This is a genomic window from Myxococcus sp. XM-1-1-1, from assembly GCF_020037095.1.
Classification (GTDB): domain Bacteria; phylum Myxococcota; class Myxococcia; order Myxococcales; family Myxococcaceae; genus Myxococcus; species Myxococcus fulvus.
This window is the reverse complement of the sequence record NZ_JAIQDH010000004.1, coordinates 97,994-112,891: the sequence shown is the minus strand read 5'-3', so window position 1 is coordinate 112,891 and position 14,898 is coordinate 97,994. Positions and strand designations below refer to the sequence as shown.

The following is a 14,898-nucleotide window of genomic DNA, read 5'->3' as shown; positions in this document are numbered from 1 at the left end:
CCCGGCGTGACTGGCGGCGCACCATACCGTTTCGGCCTTTCCGGGAAAGAGGGCAGCCGTGACGAAGCCAGCCCCTCCAGAGCCGTTGCGACTCCCACCTTCCCGCCCACCCCGCCCGGCCGGACGCCCTCCGGACGGTGAAGCGGCCGGAAGTGGCGGGAGTTTTGACCCGCCCCCGAAAAGCCAGTCTCATGCCGCGCTGTTGGACTTCCTCAAGGCCAGATCCACCGGGCTGACGCTCCTCCTCACCATCGCGCTGACGTTGGGGCTTTCGCTCGCCCCGATTCCGGAGGCGTGGCGCCCCCTGCCCTCCCTCCAGCGCGGTCCCTTGCAGGAGAAGCTGGTCGCGCTGACCGTCCCGGCGAGGTTCCTGGGGGGCCAGCCCGTGCCCACGCCGGAGACGGAGGTGGCCGCCGGCCAGCCGACGAAGCCTACCGCGCCCCCCGAGGACGAGGCGGGCGAGGACGCGGGCACCGACGTCGCCGCGCTCCCCCCGGACCAGCCCGTGGTGCCCACCGTGCCGGGCATCGGCCTGGAGGAGCTGAGCGCGCCTTCCCTGGCCCGCGCCGTGGAGCTGGAGGCGCTGCGCGAGAAGATGAGCGCCCAGCACGTGGACATCGAGCTCAACTGCCGCAAGGCGCGCTCGGATGGCACGTGCGAGGAGGACGGGCTCGCCCCGTTCCACAAGGCGCTGGGCGAGCTGCGCGCGGACACCCGACGCACGCCCGTGCGCGTGGTGCACCTGGGCGACTCGCTGGTGGCGTCCGACTACATCACCGACGTGGTGCGCGACAGGCTCCAGGAGCGCTTCGGCTCGGGCGGCAAGGGATTCCTCTTCATCACCCGCCCCGCGAGCGCGGGCCGGTGGACGCGCTCCGGACGGGGCTCGGACGGGTGGACCATCGAGCGGCTGGTGGACACCAAGTGGCCGCGCGACAGGGTGGGCTGGACGGGCGTGGCCTTCACCGCGGCGGGCGGCTCGCAGAACACGAAATACGACGCGGAAGGAGCCCGGGTCGCGGAGCTGTTCTTCCTGGCCCAGCCCTCCAGCGGCTCCGTGCAGCTGTCGGTGGACGGCCGTCCGCTGCAGCGCATCCAGACGCGCGGCTTCTCCAAGACGAAGTCGGAGGCGGCCTTCGCGCGGGTGAACCTGCCCGAGAACGCCAGGACGCTGACGCTCACCACGTCCGGCCGGGTGGAGCTGCACGGCGTGACGCTGGAGACGGGCACGCCGGGCGTCATCTACGACACGGTGGGCCTGCTGGGCGGCATGGCGGAGGTGTACCTGCGCGCCCAGCCCGCGGCCTTCCGCGCGCAGCTGCGTCAGCGCAAGCCGTCCATGGTGGTGCTGATGGTGGGCGGCAACGAGGCGTTCTTCTACTCGCGCGAGCGCACCACCTTGGAGGAAGTGCGCGCGCAGATGAAGGAGCTGGTCTCCCGCGTGCGCACCAACGTGCCGGACGCGGCGTGCCTGGTGATGTCCCCCATCGACGCGGGCGTGCGGACCATGGGCGGCGAGCCGGTGCCGCGCCGAGGGTCCAAGGAGGTCTCCGACATCTTCCGCGAGGAGGCGCGCCTGGGCGGCTGCGCGTTCTGGGACGCGTACAACGCCATGGGCGGCGAGGGCGCGGCGCTGCGGTGGCTGGAGGCGGGGCTGATGCTGGAGGACCTGGTGCACCCGCGCGCCAAGGGCTCCGACCTGTTGGGCCACCTCTTCGACCTGGCGCTCCAGCGCAGCTTCGCCAAGGCGCACACCGCGCTGGTGCCGGTGGCGGACACGCCGGGGCTGCAGGACGCGGACGTGGCGCTGACGCGGACCTTCGACAAGCTGCGCCGCCGCGAGTCCGGTGAAGCGCTGCGCGTGGGCATCGCCCAGCTGGGCGCGTCGCATACCGCGTCGCACTACTTCACGGACGCGGTGCGCGACGTGCTCTCCAAGCGCTTCGGCGACGCGGGCCGGGGCTTCATCGCCGCGGGCAAGTCCTCGCCTCGCCTGGACAAGGCGCGCGTGGCGCGCGAGCTGACGGGGGAGTGGAAGGTGGAGGACGCGCTGGACTCGACGCCGGGCGGCCTGTGGGGCCTGACGGGCATCCGCGCCGTGGGCGCGCCGGGCTCGAAGCTGCGCATCCAGTTCTGCAAGGGCTGCCCGGAGGAGAAGTCGCGCACGGGCCGGTTGGACCTGTACGCGCTCGACGTGCCGGACGTGGCGTCGCCGGACATCCGCGTGGACGGCGAGGACATCCCCCCGGACGCACCTCCGCCCGAGCCGCTCACCGCGCCCACCGTGCGCATCCGCTCGTTCCCCGTCACCGGCACCTCGCACGAGGTGGAGGTCGCGGCGGCGCCCAACAGCCAGGTCACCGTGCTGGGCGCGGCGCTGGAGTACGACACGCCGGGCGTGGTGCTGGACGCGCTGGGGCTCCCCGGCTCCACGTCCTTCACCCTGCGGGACATGGACGCGGCGGCGGTGGACGCGCAGCTCGCGTCGCGGCGGCCGGACCTGCTCGTGTTCTGGTACGGCACCAACGAGGCGAACCTCGTCGGCCTGGACGCGCAAGGCCTGTCGGGCGACTACACGGCGCTCATCTCGCGGCTGCGCAAGGCCACGGGCAACGCGGAGTGCCTGGTGCTGGGGCCCACGGACCGGCTGGCGAAGGACGCGAGCGGGCACTGGACGGAGGCGCCCTCGCTGGCGACGGTGCTGGACACGCTGCCTCGCGTCGCGCGGGACGCGGGGTGCGCGTACTGGTCTGCTCGCGCGGCCATGGGCGGTGAGCGGGCCATGCTGCGCTGGCAGCGCTCGCGGCCGGTGTACGGGCACGCGGACGGCGTGCACCTGACGCCCGAGGGCTACGAGCGGCTGGCGGCGAGCTTCGCCCGGGACTTCCTGTCGGCCTACGAGGCGCGCAAGAAGGGCGAGCCCACCGCGCGCATGGAGGGGAACTGACGTGCTGTCGCACAGCCTCCAGTACCTCGTGTTCGTCATCGCGGTGTTCGCGCTCTACTGGGCGGTGCACCGTCACTACTGGCCGCGCATGCTGGTGCTGCTGGGCGCCAGCGTCTTCTTCTACACGGCCTTCACGCCCTTCCCGCTGCTCATCTTCCTGGCGGGCGTCACCGTGGACCATGTGCTCGTCAAGGGCATGGGCCGCGCGCGGTCGCCCGGCGTGCGCAAGCTGCTCGTCACGCTGTCGGTGGTGTCGAACCTGGGGCTGCTCGCGGGCTTCAAGTACCTGGAGCTCTTGCGCCAGACGGCGCTCTCGCTGATTCCCGCCTCGTGGGGCATCCACGTCCGCGAGACGCCGTTCGATTTGATTCTGCCGCTGGGCCTGTCGTTCTACGTCTTCCAGGCCATCAGCTACACGGTGGACGTGTACCGGGGGAAGGCCAGCTCCGAGCACTCGTTCCTCGAGCACCTGCTCTACATGCTGTTCTTCCCGCGCGTGGTGAGCGGTCCCATCATCCGCGCGTCGGAGCTGCTCGAGCGCTTCCGCGACGTGCCCACGCTGACGCCCGAGGACGGCGGCCGGGCGATGTTCCGGATTGCCGTGGGCCTGGTGAAGAAGCTGGTCATCGCGGACGTGCTGGGCAGCGGAATCGTGGACCCGGTGTTCGCCGCGCCGGAGAAGTACGCCTCCGCCGAGTGCATCGTCGCCGCGGTGGCCTACACCTTCGAGCTCTACTACGACTTCTCGGGCTACTCGGACATCGCGCTGGGCGTGGCGGCGCTGTTCGGCTTCAAGTTCCCGGAGAACTTCAACCGGCCGTACCTGGCGAAGAACGTGGGCGAGTTCTGGAACCGGTGGCACATGAGCCTGTCCACGTGGCTCCGGGACTACCTGTACCGGCCCTTGGGCGGCAACCGCGTGTCCAAGCCGCGCGTGCTCTTCAACCTGATGACGGTGATGGTGCTGGGCGGCCTGTGGCACGGGGCGGACTGGCGCTTCGCCGTGTGGGGCGCGGTGCACGGCGTGGCGCTGGGGCTGACGCGCTGCTGGGAGTGGTCGGTGGGCAAGCCGGAGAACCCGGGCATCCCCCGCGTCGCGGCGGGCATGCTGGCCACCTTCACGCTGGTGGTGCTCACGCGCGTGGTGTTCCGCGCGCACTCCATGACGGACGCGGGGGAGTTCTACGCGCGGATGATGGCGGGCGTGCCGGGCATCGCCAACGTCAGCCCGCTGGTGTGGGGCATGCTGGCCGCGGCGGTGTTCTTCCACGTGGTGCCGATGAAGCTGTACACGGTGGCCTCGGAGGCGTTCGTCCGGATGCCGGTGCCCGTGCGCGCGATGGCGCTCGTGGTGCTCGGCCTGGGCATCCGCCACCTGGCGTCCGTGGAGGCGCGGCCGTACGTCTACCTGCAGTTCTAGCCGCGCGCGCCGAGGAACGACTCGAAGTCCGGCACGTGCGACAGCTGCGTGAGGAAGTCGCGGAGGATGCGCGCGGTGGCGCCCCAGATGACGTGGGACTCGTACGTGTAGAAGTACAGGTCCCGCTCCGCGCCGAAGACCTCCTTGCGCTCCACGCGCAGGATGGCCGGGTCCAGCAGGCGCGCCAGCGGCACCTCCAGGATGAAGGCGACCTCCTCCGGGCTCGGCGTGTAGCGGCCGTCCCCCGGAATCACGCCCACGAAGGGCCGCACGCGGTACTGCGAGATGGTGGGCACCTCGTCCAGCATGCCCAGCACGCGCACGCCGCGCCGGTCGATGCCCAGCTCCTCTTCCGTCTCGCGCAGCGCGGTGTGCAGCGGCGTCAGGTCCTCCGCGTCGCGGCCTCCGCCGGGGTAGCTGTACTGGTTGGCGTGGGTGCGCAGCGTGGCCGGGCGGCGGGTGAACACCATGTGGGGCACGCCGTCGCGCTCGAACAGCGGCACCAGCACGGAGGCCTCGCGCAGCACCAGCCCTGGCAGGTCCACGCTGCGCGCGGGGCGCGTGGACAACCGCGCCTCCACCGCCTGGAACAACGACTCCACGCTCACGACGCCACGCCTCCGCGACTCAGTCGGTGATCTGCTTCTCGAGCTGCTGCTTGCCCGGCTCGGGCGGCACGTCCACGTTCTCCACGCCCGACAGCGGCTTGAGCACGTTCATCTGGAGCAGCACCAGCAGCAGCACGCCCAGCGCCACGCGGTAGACCACGAACACCAGCGTGGTGCGCGAGCGCAGGTAGTTCAACAACCACGCGATGGCCGCCATGCCCGAGGCGAACGCCACCAGCGTGCCCACCCAGAGCGACACGGCGCTGGGCCGCTCGGTGGCTTCCAGCAGGTGCTTGAGCTCGAAGATGCCCGCGAGCGTGGTGGCGGGGATGGACAGGAGGAACGAGTAGCGCGCGGCGTCCTCGCGCTTGAGGCCCAGCGACAGGCCGCCCGTCAGCGTGGTGCCCGAGCGCGACGAGCCCGGGATGAGCGCCAGCGCCTGCCACAGGCCGATGAGGATGCCGTCCCGCCACGTCATGTCCGCCAGCGTCCGCTTGTGGGAGGCGCGCTTCTCCACCACGAAGAGGATGATGGCCAGGATGATGAGGCTGCCGGAGATGACGTAGAGCGAGCGGAACTGCGTCTCGATGGCCTTCTTGAAGGCGAGGCCGCACAGGCCGATGGGCAGCGTGCCCACCAGGACGAACCACGCGAGGCGCGACTCCACGGTGCCGAAGGGCTCGCGCTTCGCTAGGCCCTTGAAGAAGGCGGTGACGAGGGAGACGATGTCCTTGCGGAAGTAGATGAGCACGGCGGCCACCGTGCCCAGTTGGATGACGGCCGAGTACGCGGCCCCCGGGTCCTTCCAGCCGAACAGCTCCGGCGCGATGCGCAGGTGGGCGGTGGAGCTGATGGGCAGGAACTCCGTGAGACCCTGGACCAGTCCCAGGACAATGGCTTCTATCAGGCTCATAGGCGCGGTCCCGGGATGTATGCCCGGACACCGCCGCCAGCAAGGGCGTTCCTGTGCGTGTGTGGCTCGCAGAGCATGCGGTGCTCCCGCCCCCCCACCGGTCCAGGTAGGCTCCCCTCCCGAGACATGCCCCCTGCCCCACCCTGCCCCTGCTCCTCCGGCCTGCGCTACCGCGAGTGCTGCGCCCCCTTCCACAAGGGCGAGGCGGAAGCCCCCGACGCCGAGCGGCTGATGCGCAGCCGCTACAGCGCCTTCGCCCAGCGCGAGGCCGCCTACCTGTGGAAGACACTCCACCCCCAGCACCCGGACCGCGCCCGGCCCGAGGCCGACGTGGTGCGGGAGCTGCGCGTCTTCGCCCAGGGGCACCAGTTCCCCAAGCTGGTGGTGATGGACCGACAGGCGCCGGACGCCCAGGGCAACGCCCAGGTGCTCTTCTTCGCCAAGGTGTTCGAGAAGGGAAAGGAGCGCTCCTTCGTCGAGCGCTCGGACTTCCGCCATGACGGGGTCGGGTGGCGCTACCTGTCCGGGCACACGCTCATGCTCCGCGAGCTGACCGTGCCGCCCGAGTCCCTCACCCTCGCGACGTTCCCCCGGTAGGGGAGGTCTTCGATGCCCTCCGCGCCGAAGAAGAAGTCGCCCACGCTGGAGGAGGCCACGAAGCAGGGGGACTGGGCGGGTGTCCTGGAGAACCTGCTCACGCGCTGGCGCGCAGCGCCCCACACGGTGCTGGCCGAGCGCATCGTCGGACTGGGCAAGAAGCTCGCGAGGGACCTGCCCGCACCCAAGGACTGGGACGCGCTCGCCGAGAGGCGGGATGCCGCGACGCTCACGACGCTGCTCGCGGCGCTGCTCGACAAGGGCTCGGTGAAGGCGAGGCCCCGGTTGGAGGCGCTCGCGGATTGGCCCGAGGACCCGCGCATCGACCGCTGGGTCGCGAGCCAGTTCGCGGAGCCTCCCTTCACCAGCACTGGCGCGCGTCCCTTCTGGACGAGGCTTGCGCCCCTGGCGCGCCGCATCCGGGATGCTCGTGCCGCGAGCACGGTGCTGAAGGCGCGCAAGGGCTACGACGTGGAGGACGACGCCGAGGCCTTCTTCGCGAGCCACGTCGACCGGATTCGCGCCCAGCTCGACGCCGCGGCCCGCGAAGGTGAGCTCTCCGCCGCGGACCACCAGGCCATCATCCACGTCGACGCGGAGATGCGGGAGGCCGAGCCCGTCGCGCCTCGGAAGGCCTGGGACGTGGGCGAACACTCCAATGCAGCCCACGGGGCCGTCCTCCCTGTCGACGCGGAGCAGCGGGGGGCGGAGCCTGTCGCGCCAAGGAAGGGCGGGGACGCGGAGGCGCTGCTCGCGCGGGTGTTGGAGGAGCCAGGAGACAACGAGGCGCGCGCGGTGCTGGCGGATGTGCTGCTGGAGCAAGGCCATCCGCGCGGCGAGCTCATCGCCCTGCAGCTCGAGGCCACGCGTCGGTCGCTCACCACCGCCGAGCGCAAACGCGAGCGGGAGCTTCTCAAGAACGCGCGCAAGGAGCTGCTCGGTCCGCTCGACGAGGTGCTCAAGCCCGACTGCGTCTTCACGCGGGGCTTCCTGTCCCACGCCGCGCTGAAGCAGGGCAACTCGAGCGCCCTGCGGAGCGCCATCCAGAAGACGGCGGGTCATCCGCTCTGGGCCACCGTGGAGCACCTGGAAGGTCGCGGGGACTACGACGTCACCACGGACCCGGTGATGAAATCGCTGCGCTCGCTCGTGAACAGCGATGTGAGGACCCAGGACCTGGCGAAGCGGCCCGGGCTCGAGTCCCTCGCGATGCGTGGCGCGCTGGACCAATGGGTGGAGCTGGCCCAGGACCCCAGCGCGTTCCCCTCGCTGCGCCACCTGGACCTCTTCGCCTTCCCCTGGTGGGCCGCTCGATTCCTGGAGTCACCGCTCGTGAACAGGCTGGAGCGTCTCCAGCTCCGCGTCTACGTCAGTGGCCCCTCCGCCGCGGAGGCGCTGGCCCTCATCCCGCTCGTCCCGAGGCTGAAGGTCCCGGACCTCACGCTCCGGCTGGTACGCAACGACTCCAAGGACTGGAGCTGCGGCTTCCGCTTCGTGCGTGGACCCGAGGGGAGGCACGAGGTCCACCTCTTCACCACCGCGATGAACGAGCCCCACGAGGAGCTCGTGCGCGATGACCTCCTGGCGGGGCTCGAGCGAATCGACCGGCTCGACCCCTTCAAGCGCTCGAAGCTCATCCTGGACCATCGGCTCCGCACGGCGGCGAGGCACGAGGTCTTGCGACGGGTCGGCGAGCTCGATGGCGTGCTCGCGGAGTGAGGGACGGGACACGGCTCGTCCCCCCGCCGCGAGGAGCCCGGTGCACGGTCCGGGCTCCTCGCCTCGACTCACCTGACTACCGAGGCACCGTCGAGCCCGTGGGCGACGTGGTGTCCGGCTTCTCCGGCGCGGGGTCCGAGGCCGCGTCGATGGCACTGGCCGTCTGCCAGGCCAGGCTCGCGAACGAGTTGGGGACCGTGGGCGCGGCGCCGCCCTCGTCCGTCGGGTCCGGCGGCGGCTTGTCACCAATCTCGTCCTGCTGATTGATGCAGGGGTCGTACGTCGGCCCCTCCGTCGGGTCCTTGTCCTCCTGGGGGTTGCCCTGCTGCGGGTCGGAGCTCGTGTCCACCGCCGAGCTGCCCACCGAGCCGCCCTTGCGCAGCTTCACCGGCGCGCTGAACACCGTCATCGGCAGGCCGAGCCGCTGGACGCGCGCGAAGAACGCATCGCTGGTCCCCCGGCTGCCCGCCACCGCGTACGCGAAGCGCCCCTTCTCGGGAGCGACGCCCAGCGCGAGGTACTGGCCCGTCCTGCGGCACAGTCCGACGACCACCTGCGTGGCGCCCTCGGGCAGCTCCGCGTTGGGAGGCAGGGCCTGGATGGTCGGCACCTTCGGCAGCGGCGCCACCTCCGGGCACGAGGGACTCGGCGTCGGCCGCGAGCCCAGCGTGCGGCATCCCGTCAAGGCACCCACGAACAGCACACACATCATCAGCTTCTTCGAGGTCTTCATATCGTCGTTCCCCCTCCAGTCCATCCAGGCGGGCCCATCCCGCCGTCAATCGAAGACCAGGACGGAGCGCACCCAACTGCGTGGGTCTCGCTTCATCCAGGCCATCCGCACATCCCTCAGCGCGTTGGCCGCGCGCTCGCCGTGCTGAATCCGCTCCCTCACGGCATTGAAGAAAGGTCCTGCTTCCGCGTCCGGCACATCCACCGTCGCCGCGAGCACCGTGCTCGCGCCCGCGTCCAGGAAGGCCACCGGCAGGCTGAAGCGCTCGTACGTCCACGCGGCGCCATGCGCGGCCCGACATGCGCCGAGGATGACCAGCGGCTGGCCGCGCAGCTTCGTCCCGCGCACCTCGCCGGCGGTGAGCGCGTAGCGGCCGCTCGGCTCCGGCGACAGGACCAGCAACGAGGCCTCGGACACGTCCGGATTCATCAGCCCATGGGCGTGGACCTCGATCTGCGTCGCGTCCGTCATCGCCTCCAGCACGCGGGACGGCGTGGCCTGGCGTCCGAGCAGCATCGTGGCCTCGTCTCCGGGCAGCCCCGCCCAGCCTCCGAGCATCGGCAGGCCCAGCGCCTCGGGCGCCTGCACGTCGGCGACGACGAGGCGGCGAGGCGTCCGCGTACCGGACGCGACGGGCGACGCGCGCACCGAGTGGTACGCCCAGGCGAGGTCCTCCGGCAGCAGCCCCGCGCGACCATGGAGCGGCGGGCGCGCCACCACCTCCACCGCCGGACAGGCGCGCAGCAGGTCCGTCATCGCGTCGGGGATGAGCCCCTGGAGCTCGTCGTGCAGCGGGGCCCTGCGGCTCGCGTCGTGGTGACCGACGAGCTGACCTTCCGGGCCTCGCACCAGCACGAAGGTGCGCTCGACGTCCGTGGTGACGGCCAGGACACAGCGCCCGGGGAGCTGTCCGCCCACCTCTTCACCGAAGAGGCGCCACGCCTGCTCGTACTCGCCCGCCTTGGCGGAGGAGAAGAGCAGCGACGTGTAGCTGTACGCGCGGGCCTTGCGGGCATCCACGCTGGTGACGGGCAGCTTCGCGGCCTCGGCGATGGACTGGCGCAGCAGGGTTTCGCCGCGCGGCCGGTCGCGCTCCACGACATAGCGGCCCTCGATGTGCGTCAGCAGCGCGGACTCGCCCGGCGTGAGGTTCCCCTTCTGGCGTCGCTCCGCCAGGCCCTGCACGAGGCGCGCGTCCAGCGCGGAGTCCGGCTGGAGCCGGGCCAGGTCCGCCAGCGTCTTCGCGCCCGACAACAGCAGGGGCGTCTTGCACGCGAGCGCCTCGCGCATGCGGGCCTGCGCGCTCTCCACGGAGAACGCTTCCAGCAAGGCGAGCGCATCGTTGGCGCGGACGAAGTGACGGATGGTGCAGTCGTCGGGACGCTGGGCCAGCGCTTCATCCAGGTAGCCGCGGGCCAGCGCCGCATCGCCCTGGTAGCGCGCGAGCTGTCCGAGCTGGAGCAAGAGCTGCGCCTCTCCCCAGCGCGGGTCCACGCGGTACAGCGCGCGCGCGGCCAGCAGATGACGCTGGGCCTCGGCCAACCGGTGGAGCTGACGATAGAGGTCGCCCAGGTCGGACTCGATGGGGATGCAGCGATAGCCCAGCGGGTGTTGCTGGCACCGCGCCGCCGCGCTCAGCAGGAGCTGCTCGGCCTGGAGCAGCTCGCCTCGGGAGATGGCCTGCAGTGCGCGCTCGTGCTCCAGGAGCAGCGTGAACCACGGGTCCTGGAGCTTCGCGACGAGCCGGGAGACCTCGTCCAGGTGGTCCGCCACCTTGCTCTCACGAACGAGCGCGCCCAGGAACAGGTCCTGCTCTCCGGCGCGACGCACGTCCTCGAGGAACGCGGCGAAGCCGCCCGAGACCTGATGGGTGCGGTACAGCTCCAGATAGCGACGGGCGAGGGGCGCGCGGAGCTGGAAGTCCCGCGTCAGGGTCCACTGGAGGGCCTCGCGCAGGGCGGTGCCGCCCGAGTGCGCGTCCAGCGTCGCGGCCATCGGCTCCAGGGCGCGCACGCGCTCCACGGTGGGGGCCGCGCGCAGGGCCTCATAGAAGTACATGCGGAAGATGCCGGGCTGTGCGCGGAGCACGTCATCGGGCACGCGCGCTCCGTCCACGATGAGGGACTGGCCCCACGTCGACGTCTTTCGCCAGTCCTCGGTGCCTCGCAGCCGACCGCGCGCGGCCTGGGCGCGAGAGGTCGCCTCCTGGGCCCAGCCGGACTCGCCCAGCGCGGCCACCGCGTCGAACGACTGCGCGGCCAGCGCCCAGAGTTCCAGGTCCCGCAGCACCAGCGCGCGGTTCCACAGGGCCTGTGCATGCGTGGGCCGCGAGGCGAGCACCCCCTCCAGCAGCGCGAGCGCGGAGGCCGAGTCACCGCGGTCCAGCGCCATGATGGCCTGGTCGCTCGCGACGTCCGGCGAGGTGCCTGCCTTCGCGAGATAGGGCGCGGCCATCTCCGCGTTGCGGCGCACCAGATAGGCCGCCGCGAGACCGTGCATGTCACCCTCGGACTCCAGTCGCGCCAGCTCGCTCAGGGGCGCCGGAGCCGCGCGGCCCGCGTCCGCCGCCGAGCGCAACGGTCCATAGGGCCGATACACGTCCGCGCCCGGATAGCTGACCCGGGCCTCGAGCATGCGCACGGGGGCGCTGGTGAGGAACAGCTCGGGCGACACGGGAGCAACGCGGCGCGAGCGCAAGCCCGCCATGAGTGCCGCGCCTCCCACCACCACCACCAACGCCACGAGAACGGCCGACTTCGGCCTCGGAATCCAGGCCCCGGACCCTGCATCCACCGGCGAACTCCCCGCGTATGTGCCCTGGCAGCCCATGCCCGCTCAACGACGGGTCGCCAGAATCTTCCCGTCACACGCTACGCCGCTTCGAACCACGGCGGTGCGGACGAATCACCGCACCCGTGTGGTCCTCCAACCACGCGCACGACTCCGTCCCAGGCGGGTCCTCCTGGCCCACACCTTGCTCCAAGCGCACGCCCGACACAGCAGCGCCCCCATCGCCCAGGAGTCCCATGTCCCGCCGCCGCTCCCTCCGCGCAGTGCTCGTCTTCCTCCTCGTCACCACCAGCGCGCTCGCGGCACCGCCCAAGACGCCCAAGCACCCCGGCTGCTTCCTCGTGATGGACCTGGACTCCGGCGAAGTCACACGCAACGGCGCGAAGCTGTGCGCCACGCCGCTCGTCCCGGCCTCCACCTTCAAGGTGCCCCACGCGCTCATCGCCCTGGAGACCGGCGTCGTGTCGAGCACGGACGAGGTGCGCAAGTGGGACGGCACCCAGCACGCCATCGCCATGTGGAACCAGGACCAGACGCTCGACACCGCGATGCGCCGCTCGGCGCTGTGGGTCTTCCAGGGCACCGCGAAGCAGATTGGCCGCGAGCGCCTGGAGCAATGGCTCATGCGCCTGGACTACGGCAACCGCAAGGCCTCCGGCGACATCACCCGCTTCTGGCTCGGCGGCCCGCTGCGCATCTCCCCCGACGCGCAGCTCGACTTCCTCGCGCGCATGTACCGGGGCCAGCTCCTCGTCAGCCCCCGCGTCCTCGAGGCCGTCCAGGCCACGCTGGTCCACGGCCCCGACACCGTCGCCAGCGTGCGTGACGGCCTCAACCTGGGAGGCCCCTGGAAGGACCACGCCACCCTCAGCGCGAAGACGGGCTGGCACCAGGACGCCAAGGACGGGGACGTGATGTGGCTGGTGGGGCACGTGTCCTCCCCCAAGGGACGCCACGTCTTCGTCAGCGCCGTGAAGCAGGCGCCGGGCAGCAAGTCCCCGTCGAAGAACCTCGCGCTCCCCGCCGCCATCGAGGCGCTCCAGGCGCAAGGGCTGCTCTGACACGACGCCTGGAAAAGACGACGGGCCGCCCCCACATCCGGGAAGCGGCCCGCGTCGAGCCCCGACCGTGACGGCCGGGTGTGTCAGCGACCTCAGACCGCCTTCAGGCGGCGGGAGCTGGTGCTGTTGGCGGCGTCGCGCAGGGCGTCCTTGCGGTCGGTGCGCTCCCAGGTGAACTCCTTCTCGGAGCGGCCGAAGTGACCGTACGCGGCGGTCTTCTGGTAGATGGGCCGCAGCAGGTCCAGGCCCTCGGTGATTTCGCGCGGACGCAGGCCGAACGTCTGGCGGATGGCCTTGGCGATGCGCTCCTCCGGGACGGTGGCGGTGCCGAACGTCTCCACCATCACGCTGACCGGCTCGGCCACGCCGATGGCGTAGGACACCTGCACCTCGCAACGACGCGCCAGGCCCGCGGCCACGACGTTCTTCGCGATGTAGCGGCCCATGTACGCCGCAGAGCGGTCCACCTTGGACGGGTCCTTGCCGCTGAACGCGCCGCCGCCGTGACGGCCCATGCCGCCGTAGGTGTCGACGATGATCTTCCGGCCCGTCAGGCCCGAGTCGCCCATGGGGCCACCCACCACGAACCGACCCGTGGGGTTGATGAAGAACTTCGTCTTGTTGTCGATGAGCTTCTTGGGGAGCGCCTTCGCGATGACGTCCTCGCGGATGGCCTCCTGGATGCGCTTGTTGGAGATCTCCTCCGAGTGCTGCGTGGACACCACCACCGCGTCGATGCGCACCGGGCGGCCCTCGCGGTACTCCACCGTCACCTGGCTCTTGCCGTCCGGGCGCAGCCAGTCGTGCTGCTTGCGGCGCACGTCGGCGAGCTTGCGCGTGAGCGCGTGCGCGTAGTGCAGCGGGGCGGGCATCAGCTCCGGCGTCTCGTCGCACGCGAAGCCGAACATCATGCCCTGGTCACCAGCGCCCTGGTCCTTCTTGTTGTCCACGCCGCGCGCGATGTCCTGGCTCTGGCCCTCGATGGCCACCATCACGCCGCAGGTGTTGCCGTCGTAGCCCATCGAGCTGTCGGTGTAGCCGATCTTGCAGATGGTGCTGCGCACGATGCGCGGGATGTCCACGTAGGTGTTCGTCGTCACCTCACCCGCGACGATGGCCAGGCCCGTCTTGACCAGCGTCTCCACCGCGACGCGGGCCTGGGGGTCCTTGGCGATGATGGCATCCAGGACACCGTCGGAGATCTGGTCGGCGATCTTGTCCGGGTGGCCCTCGGTGACGGATTCAGACGTGAAGAGGAAGTCGGTAGGCATGTCGGCTCTGTAGAGAGAAGGAGGCGCAGACGACGCGCGAAGGGCAGGACACTAAAGTGTGGTCCTGGGGGAGTCAAACAGCCATCAATGCCCGCACATTCGCGGGCGCCCCCTGGGCAAACGGGCATGGCCAGAAGCCCTCGGCCCGCATGGGGATGAATTTCGCGAGGCGCCCGACGTTCTCCTGGGCTAACAGAACGCCGAGCAATCCCGTTGGAGGACTCGCCCGACATGAACGCCCGCTTCCGTACCCTCTCCCTCCTGGTCGCCTTCGCCTTCGCACTGCCCGCGGCCGCCGCGGCGCCGAAGAAGGACGACCCGGTCGTCAAGCCCGTGAAGACGGTGGTGTCGTCCGTGCGCTACGAGCGGGACGCCGCCGCGCTCAAGCTCTTCGGCGGTGAGGAGCAGGGCAAGTACCTGCTCGGCGACGAGTGGTCCAAGGGGACCGACGAGCAGCGCAAGGAGTTCGTCAGCCTCTTCCACGGCCTGTTCGCGAAGATTGCCTTCCCGCGCGTGCGCGAGAACTTCAAGTCGCTGGAGGACATCGTCTACTCGCCCGCCGAGGTGAACGGCGGCGAGGCCACGGTGGACTCGGTCGTCTTCATCAAGCACCCGCTGAAGACGCAGGAGATGAAGCTGAAGTACCGCCTGGTGAAGGACGCGGCCGCGTGGAAGGTGGTCGACGTGACGGTGCTCGGCTCCTCCATGCTCCAGGACATCCGCGACACGCAGGTGCAGCCGCTGCTCAAGCAGGGCGGGTGGGACCTGCTGCTGGGCCGCATGCGGCAGGAGCTGGCGAAGAAGTAGCCGCCGCGCCCACTCCCGGCGACCAGGCCACC

The 14,898-nt window shown here is 71.0% G+C and carries 11 protein-coding genes; 6 read left to right on the top strand and 5 right to left on the bottom strand.

The window, feature by feature from the left end:
- Window positions 1-10 precede the first annotated feature (10 nt).
- Window positions 11-2,947 carry a GDSL-type esterase/lipase family protein gene (locus tag K8640_RS10950; protein ID WP_370640337.1) on the top strand — a complete coding sequence of 979 codons (2,937 nt, stop codon included), beginning with the start codon at window positions 11-13 and terminating at the stop codon, window positions 2,945-2,947.
- Between the two features lies 1 nt (window position 2,948).
- Window positions 2,949-4,367, top strand: a complete 1,419-nt coding sequence (locus K8640_RS10945; protein WP_223746994.1) for an MBOAT family O-acyltransferase — start codon at window positions 2,949-2,951, stop codon at window positions 4,365-4,367.
- On the opposite strand, the gene K8640_RS10940 is transcribed toward K8640_RS10945, so the two are convergent.
- Window positions 4,364-4,975 carry a CoA pyrophosphatase gene (locus K8640_RS10940; RefSeq protein ID WP_223746993.1) on the bottom strand — a complete coding sequence of 204 codons (612 nt, stop codon included), beginning with the start codon at window positions 4,973-4,975 and terminating at the stop codon, window positions 4,364-4,366. The genes K8640_RS10945 and K8640_RS10940 overlap by 4 nt on opposite strands.
- 19 nt (window positions 4,976-4,994) lie before the next feature.
- A complete protein-coding gene (locus tag K8640_RS10935; RefSeq protein WP_223746992.1) occupies window positions 4,995-5,888 on the bottom strand; it encodes an undecaprenyl-diphosphate phosphatase in 894 nt (297 codons plus the stop codon).
- Between the two features lie 126 nt (window positions 5,889-6,014).
- Between K8640_RS10935 and K8640_RS10930 the strand changes: the two genes are divergently transcribed.
- The gene (locus K8640_RS10930) at window positions 6,015-6,485 is read left to right on the top strand and encodes a YchJ family protein (protein WP_223746991.1); all 471 of its coding nucleotides are present in this window, start codon (window positions 6,015-6,017) and stop codon (window positions 6,483-6,485) included.
- Window positions 6,486-6,497: 12 nt separating this feature from the next.
- Window positions 6,498-8,204: a TIGR02996 domain-containing protein gene (locus K8640_RS42845; protein WP_305070651.1), complete on the top strand. Its 1,707-nt coding sequence runs from the start codon at window positions 6,498-6,500 to the stop codon at window positions 8,202-8,204.
- 76 nt (window positions 8,205-8,280) lie between these two features.
- Here the strand turns inward: K8640_RS42845 and K8640_RS10920 are convergent, their stop codons facing one another.
- Both K8640_RS10920 and K8640_RS10915 read right to left on the bottom strand, forming a co-directional pair.
- Window positions 8,281-8,937, bottom strand: coding sequence for a hypothetical protein (locus K8640_RS10920; RefSeq protein WP_223746990.1), 657 nt, complete (start codon window positions 8,935-8,937; stop codon window positions 8,281-8,283).
- A 45-nt stretch (window positions 8,938-8,982) separates the two neighbouring features.
- Window positions 8,983-11,643, bottom strand: coding sequence for a CHAT domain-containing protein (locus K8640_RS10915; RefSeq protein WP_223746989.1), 2,661 nt, complete (start codon window positions 11,641-11,643; stop codon window positions 8,983-8,985).
- A gap of 320 nt (window positions 11,644-11,963) precedes the next feature.
- Between K8640_RS10915 and K8640_RS10910 the strand changes: the two genes are divergently transcribed.
- Window positions 11,964-12,788: a penicillin-binding transpeptidase domain-containing protein gene (locus K8640_RS10910; protein WP_223746988.1), complete on the top strand. Its 825-nt coding sequence runs from the start codon at window positions 11,964-11,966 to the stop codon at window positions 12,786-12,788.
- Window positions 12,789-12,880: 92 nt separating this feature from the next.
- Here the strand turns inward: K8640_RS10910 and metK are convergent, their stop codons facing one another.
- On the bottom strand, window positions 12,881-14,059 hold the full coding sequence (gene metK, locus K8640_RS10905; RefSeq protein WP_223746987.1) for a methionine adenosyltransferase: 1,179 nt from the start codon (window positions 14,057-14,059) through the stop codon (window positions 12,881-12,883).
- 231 nt (window positions 14,060-14,290) lie between these two features.
- Here metK and K8640_RS10900 point away from each other — a divergent pair, with 231 nt between their 5' ends.
- Window positions 14,291-14,866, top strand: coding sequence for an ABC transporter substrate-binding protein (locus K8640_RS10900; RefSeq protein WP_141327244.1), 576 nt, complete (start codon window positions 14,291-14,293; stop codon window positions 14,864-14,866).
- Window positions 14,867-14,898 lie beyond the last annotated feature (32 nt).

Coding starts and splice junctions, on each gene's coding strand:
- K8640_RS42845 (WP_305070651.1), top strand. CDS start 6,498: ATGCCCTCCGCGCCGAAGAAGAAGTCGCCCACGCTGGAGGAGGCCACG.
- K8640_RS10910 (WP_223746988.1), top strand. CDS start 11,964: ATGTCCCGCCGCCGCTCCCTCCGCGCAGTGCTCGTCTTCCTCCTCGTC.
- K8640_RS10900 (WP_141327244.1), top strand. CDS start 14,291: ATGAACGCCCGCTTCCGTACCCTCTCCCTCCTGGTCGCCTTCGCCTTC.
- K8640_RS10920 (WP_223746990.1), bottom strand. CDS start 8,937: ATGAAGACCTCGAAGAAGCTGATGATGTGTGTGCTGTTCGTGGGTGCC.
- K8640_RS10935 (WP_223746992.1), bottom strand. CDS start 5,888: ATGAGCCTGATAGAAGCCATTGTCCTGGGACTGGTCCAGGGTCTCACG.
- metK (WP_223746987.1), bottom strand. CDS start 14,059: ATGCCTACCGACTTCCTCTTCACGTCTGAATCCGTCACCGAGGGCCAC.
- K8640_RS10915 (WP_223746989.1), bottom strand. CDS start 11,643: ATGGCGGGCTTGCGCTCGCGCCGCGTTGCTCCCGTGTCGCCCGAGCTG.
- K8640_RS10930 (WP_223746991.1), top strand. CDS start 6,015: ATGCCCCCTGCCCCACCCTGCCCCTGCTCCTCCGGCCTGCGCTACCGC.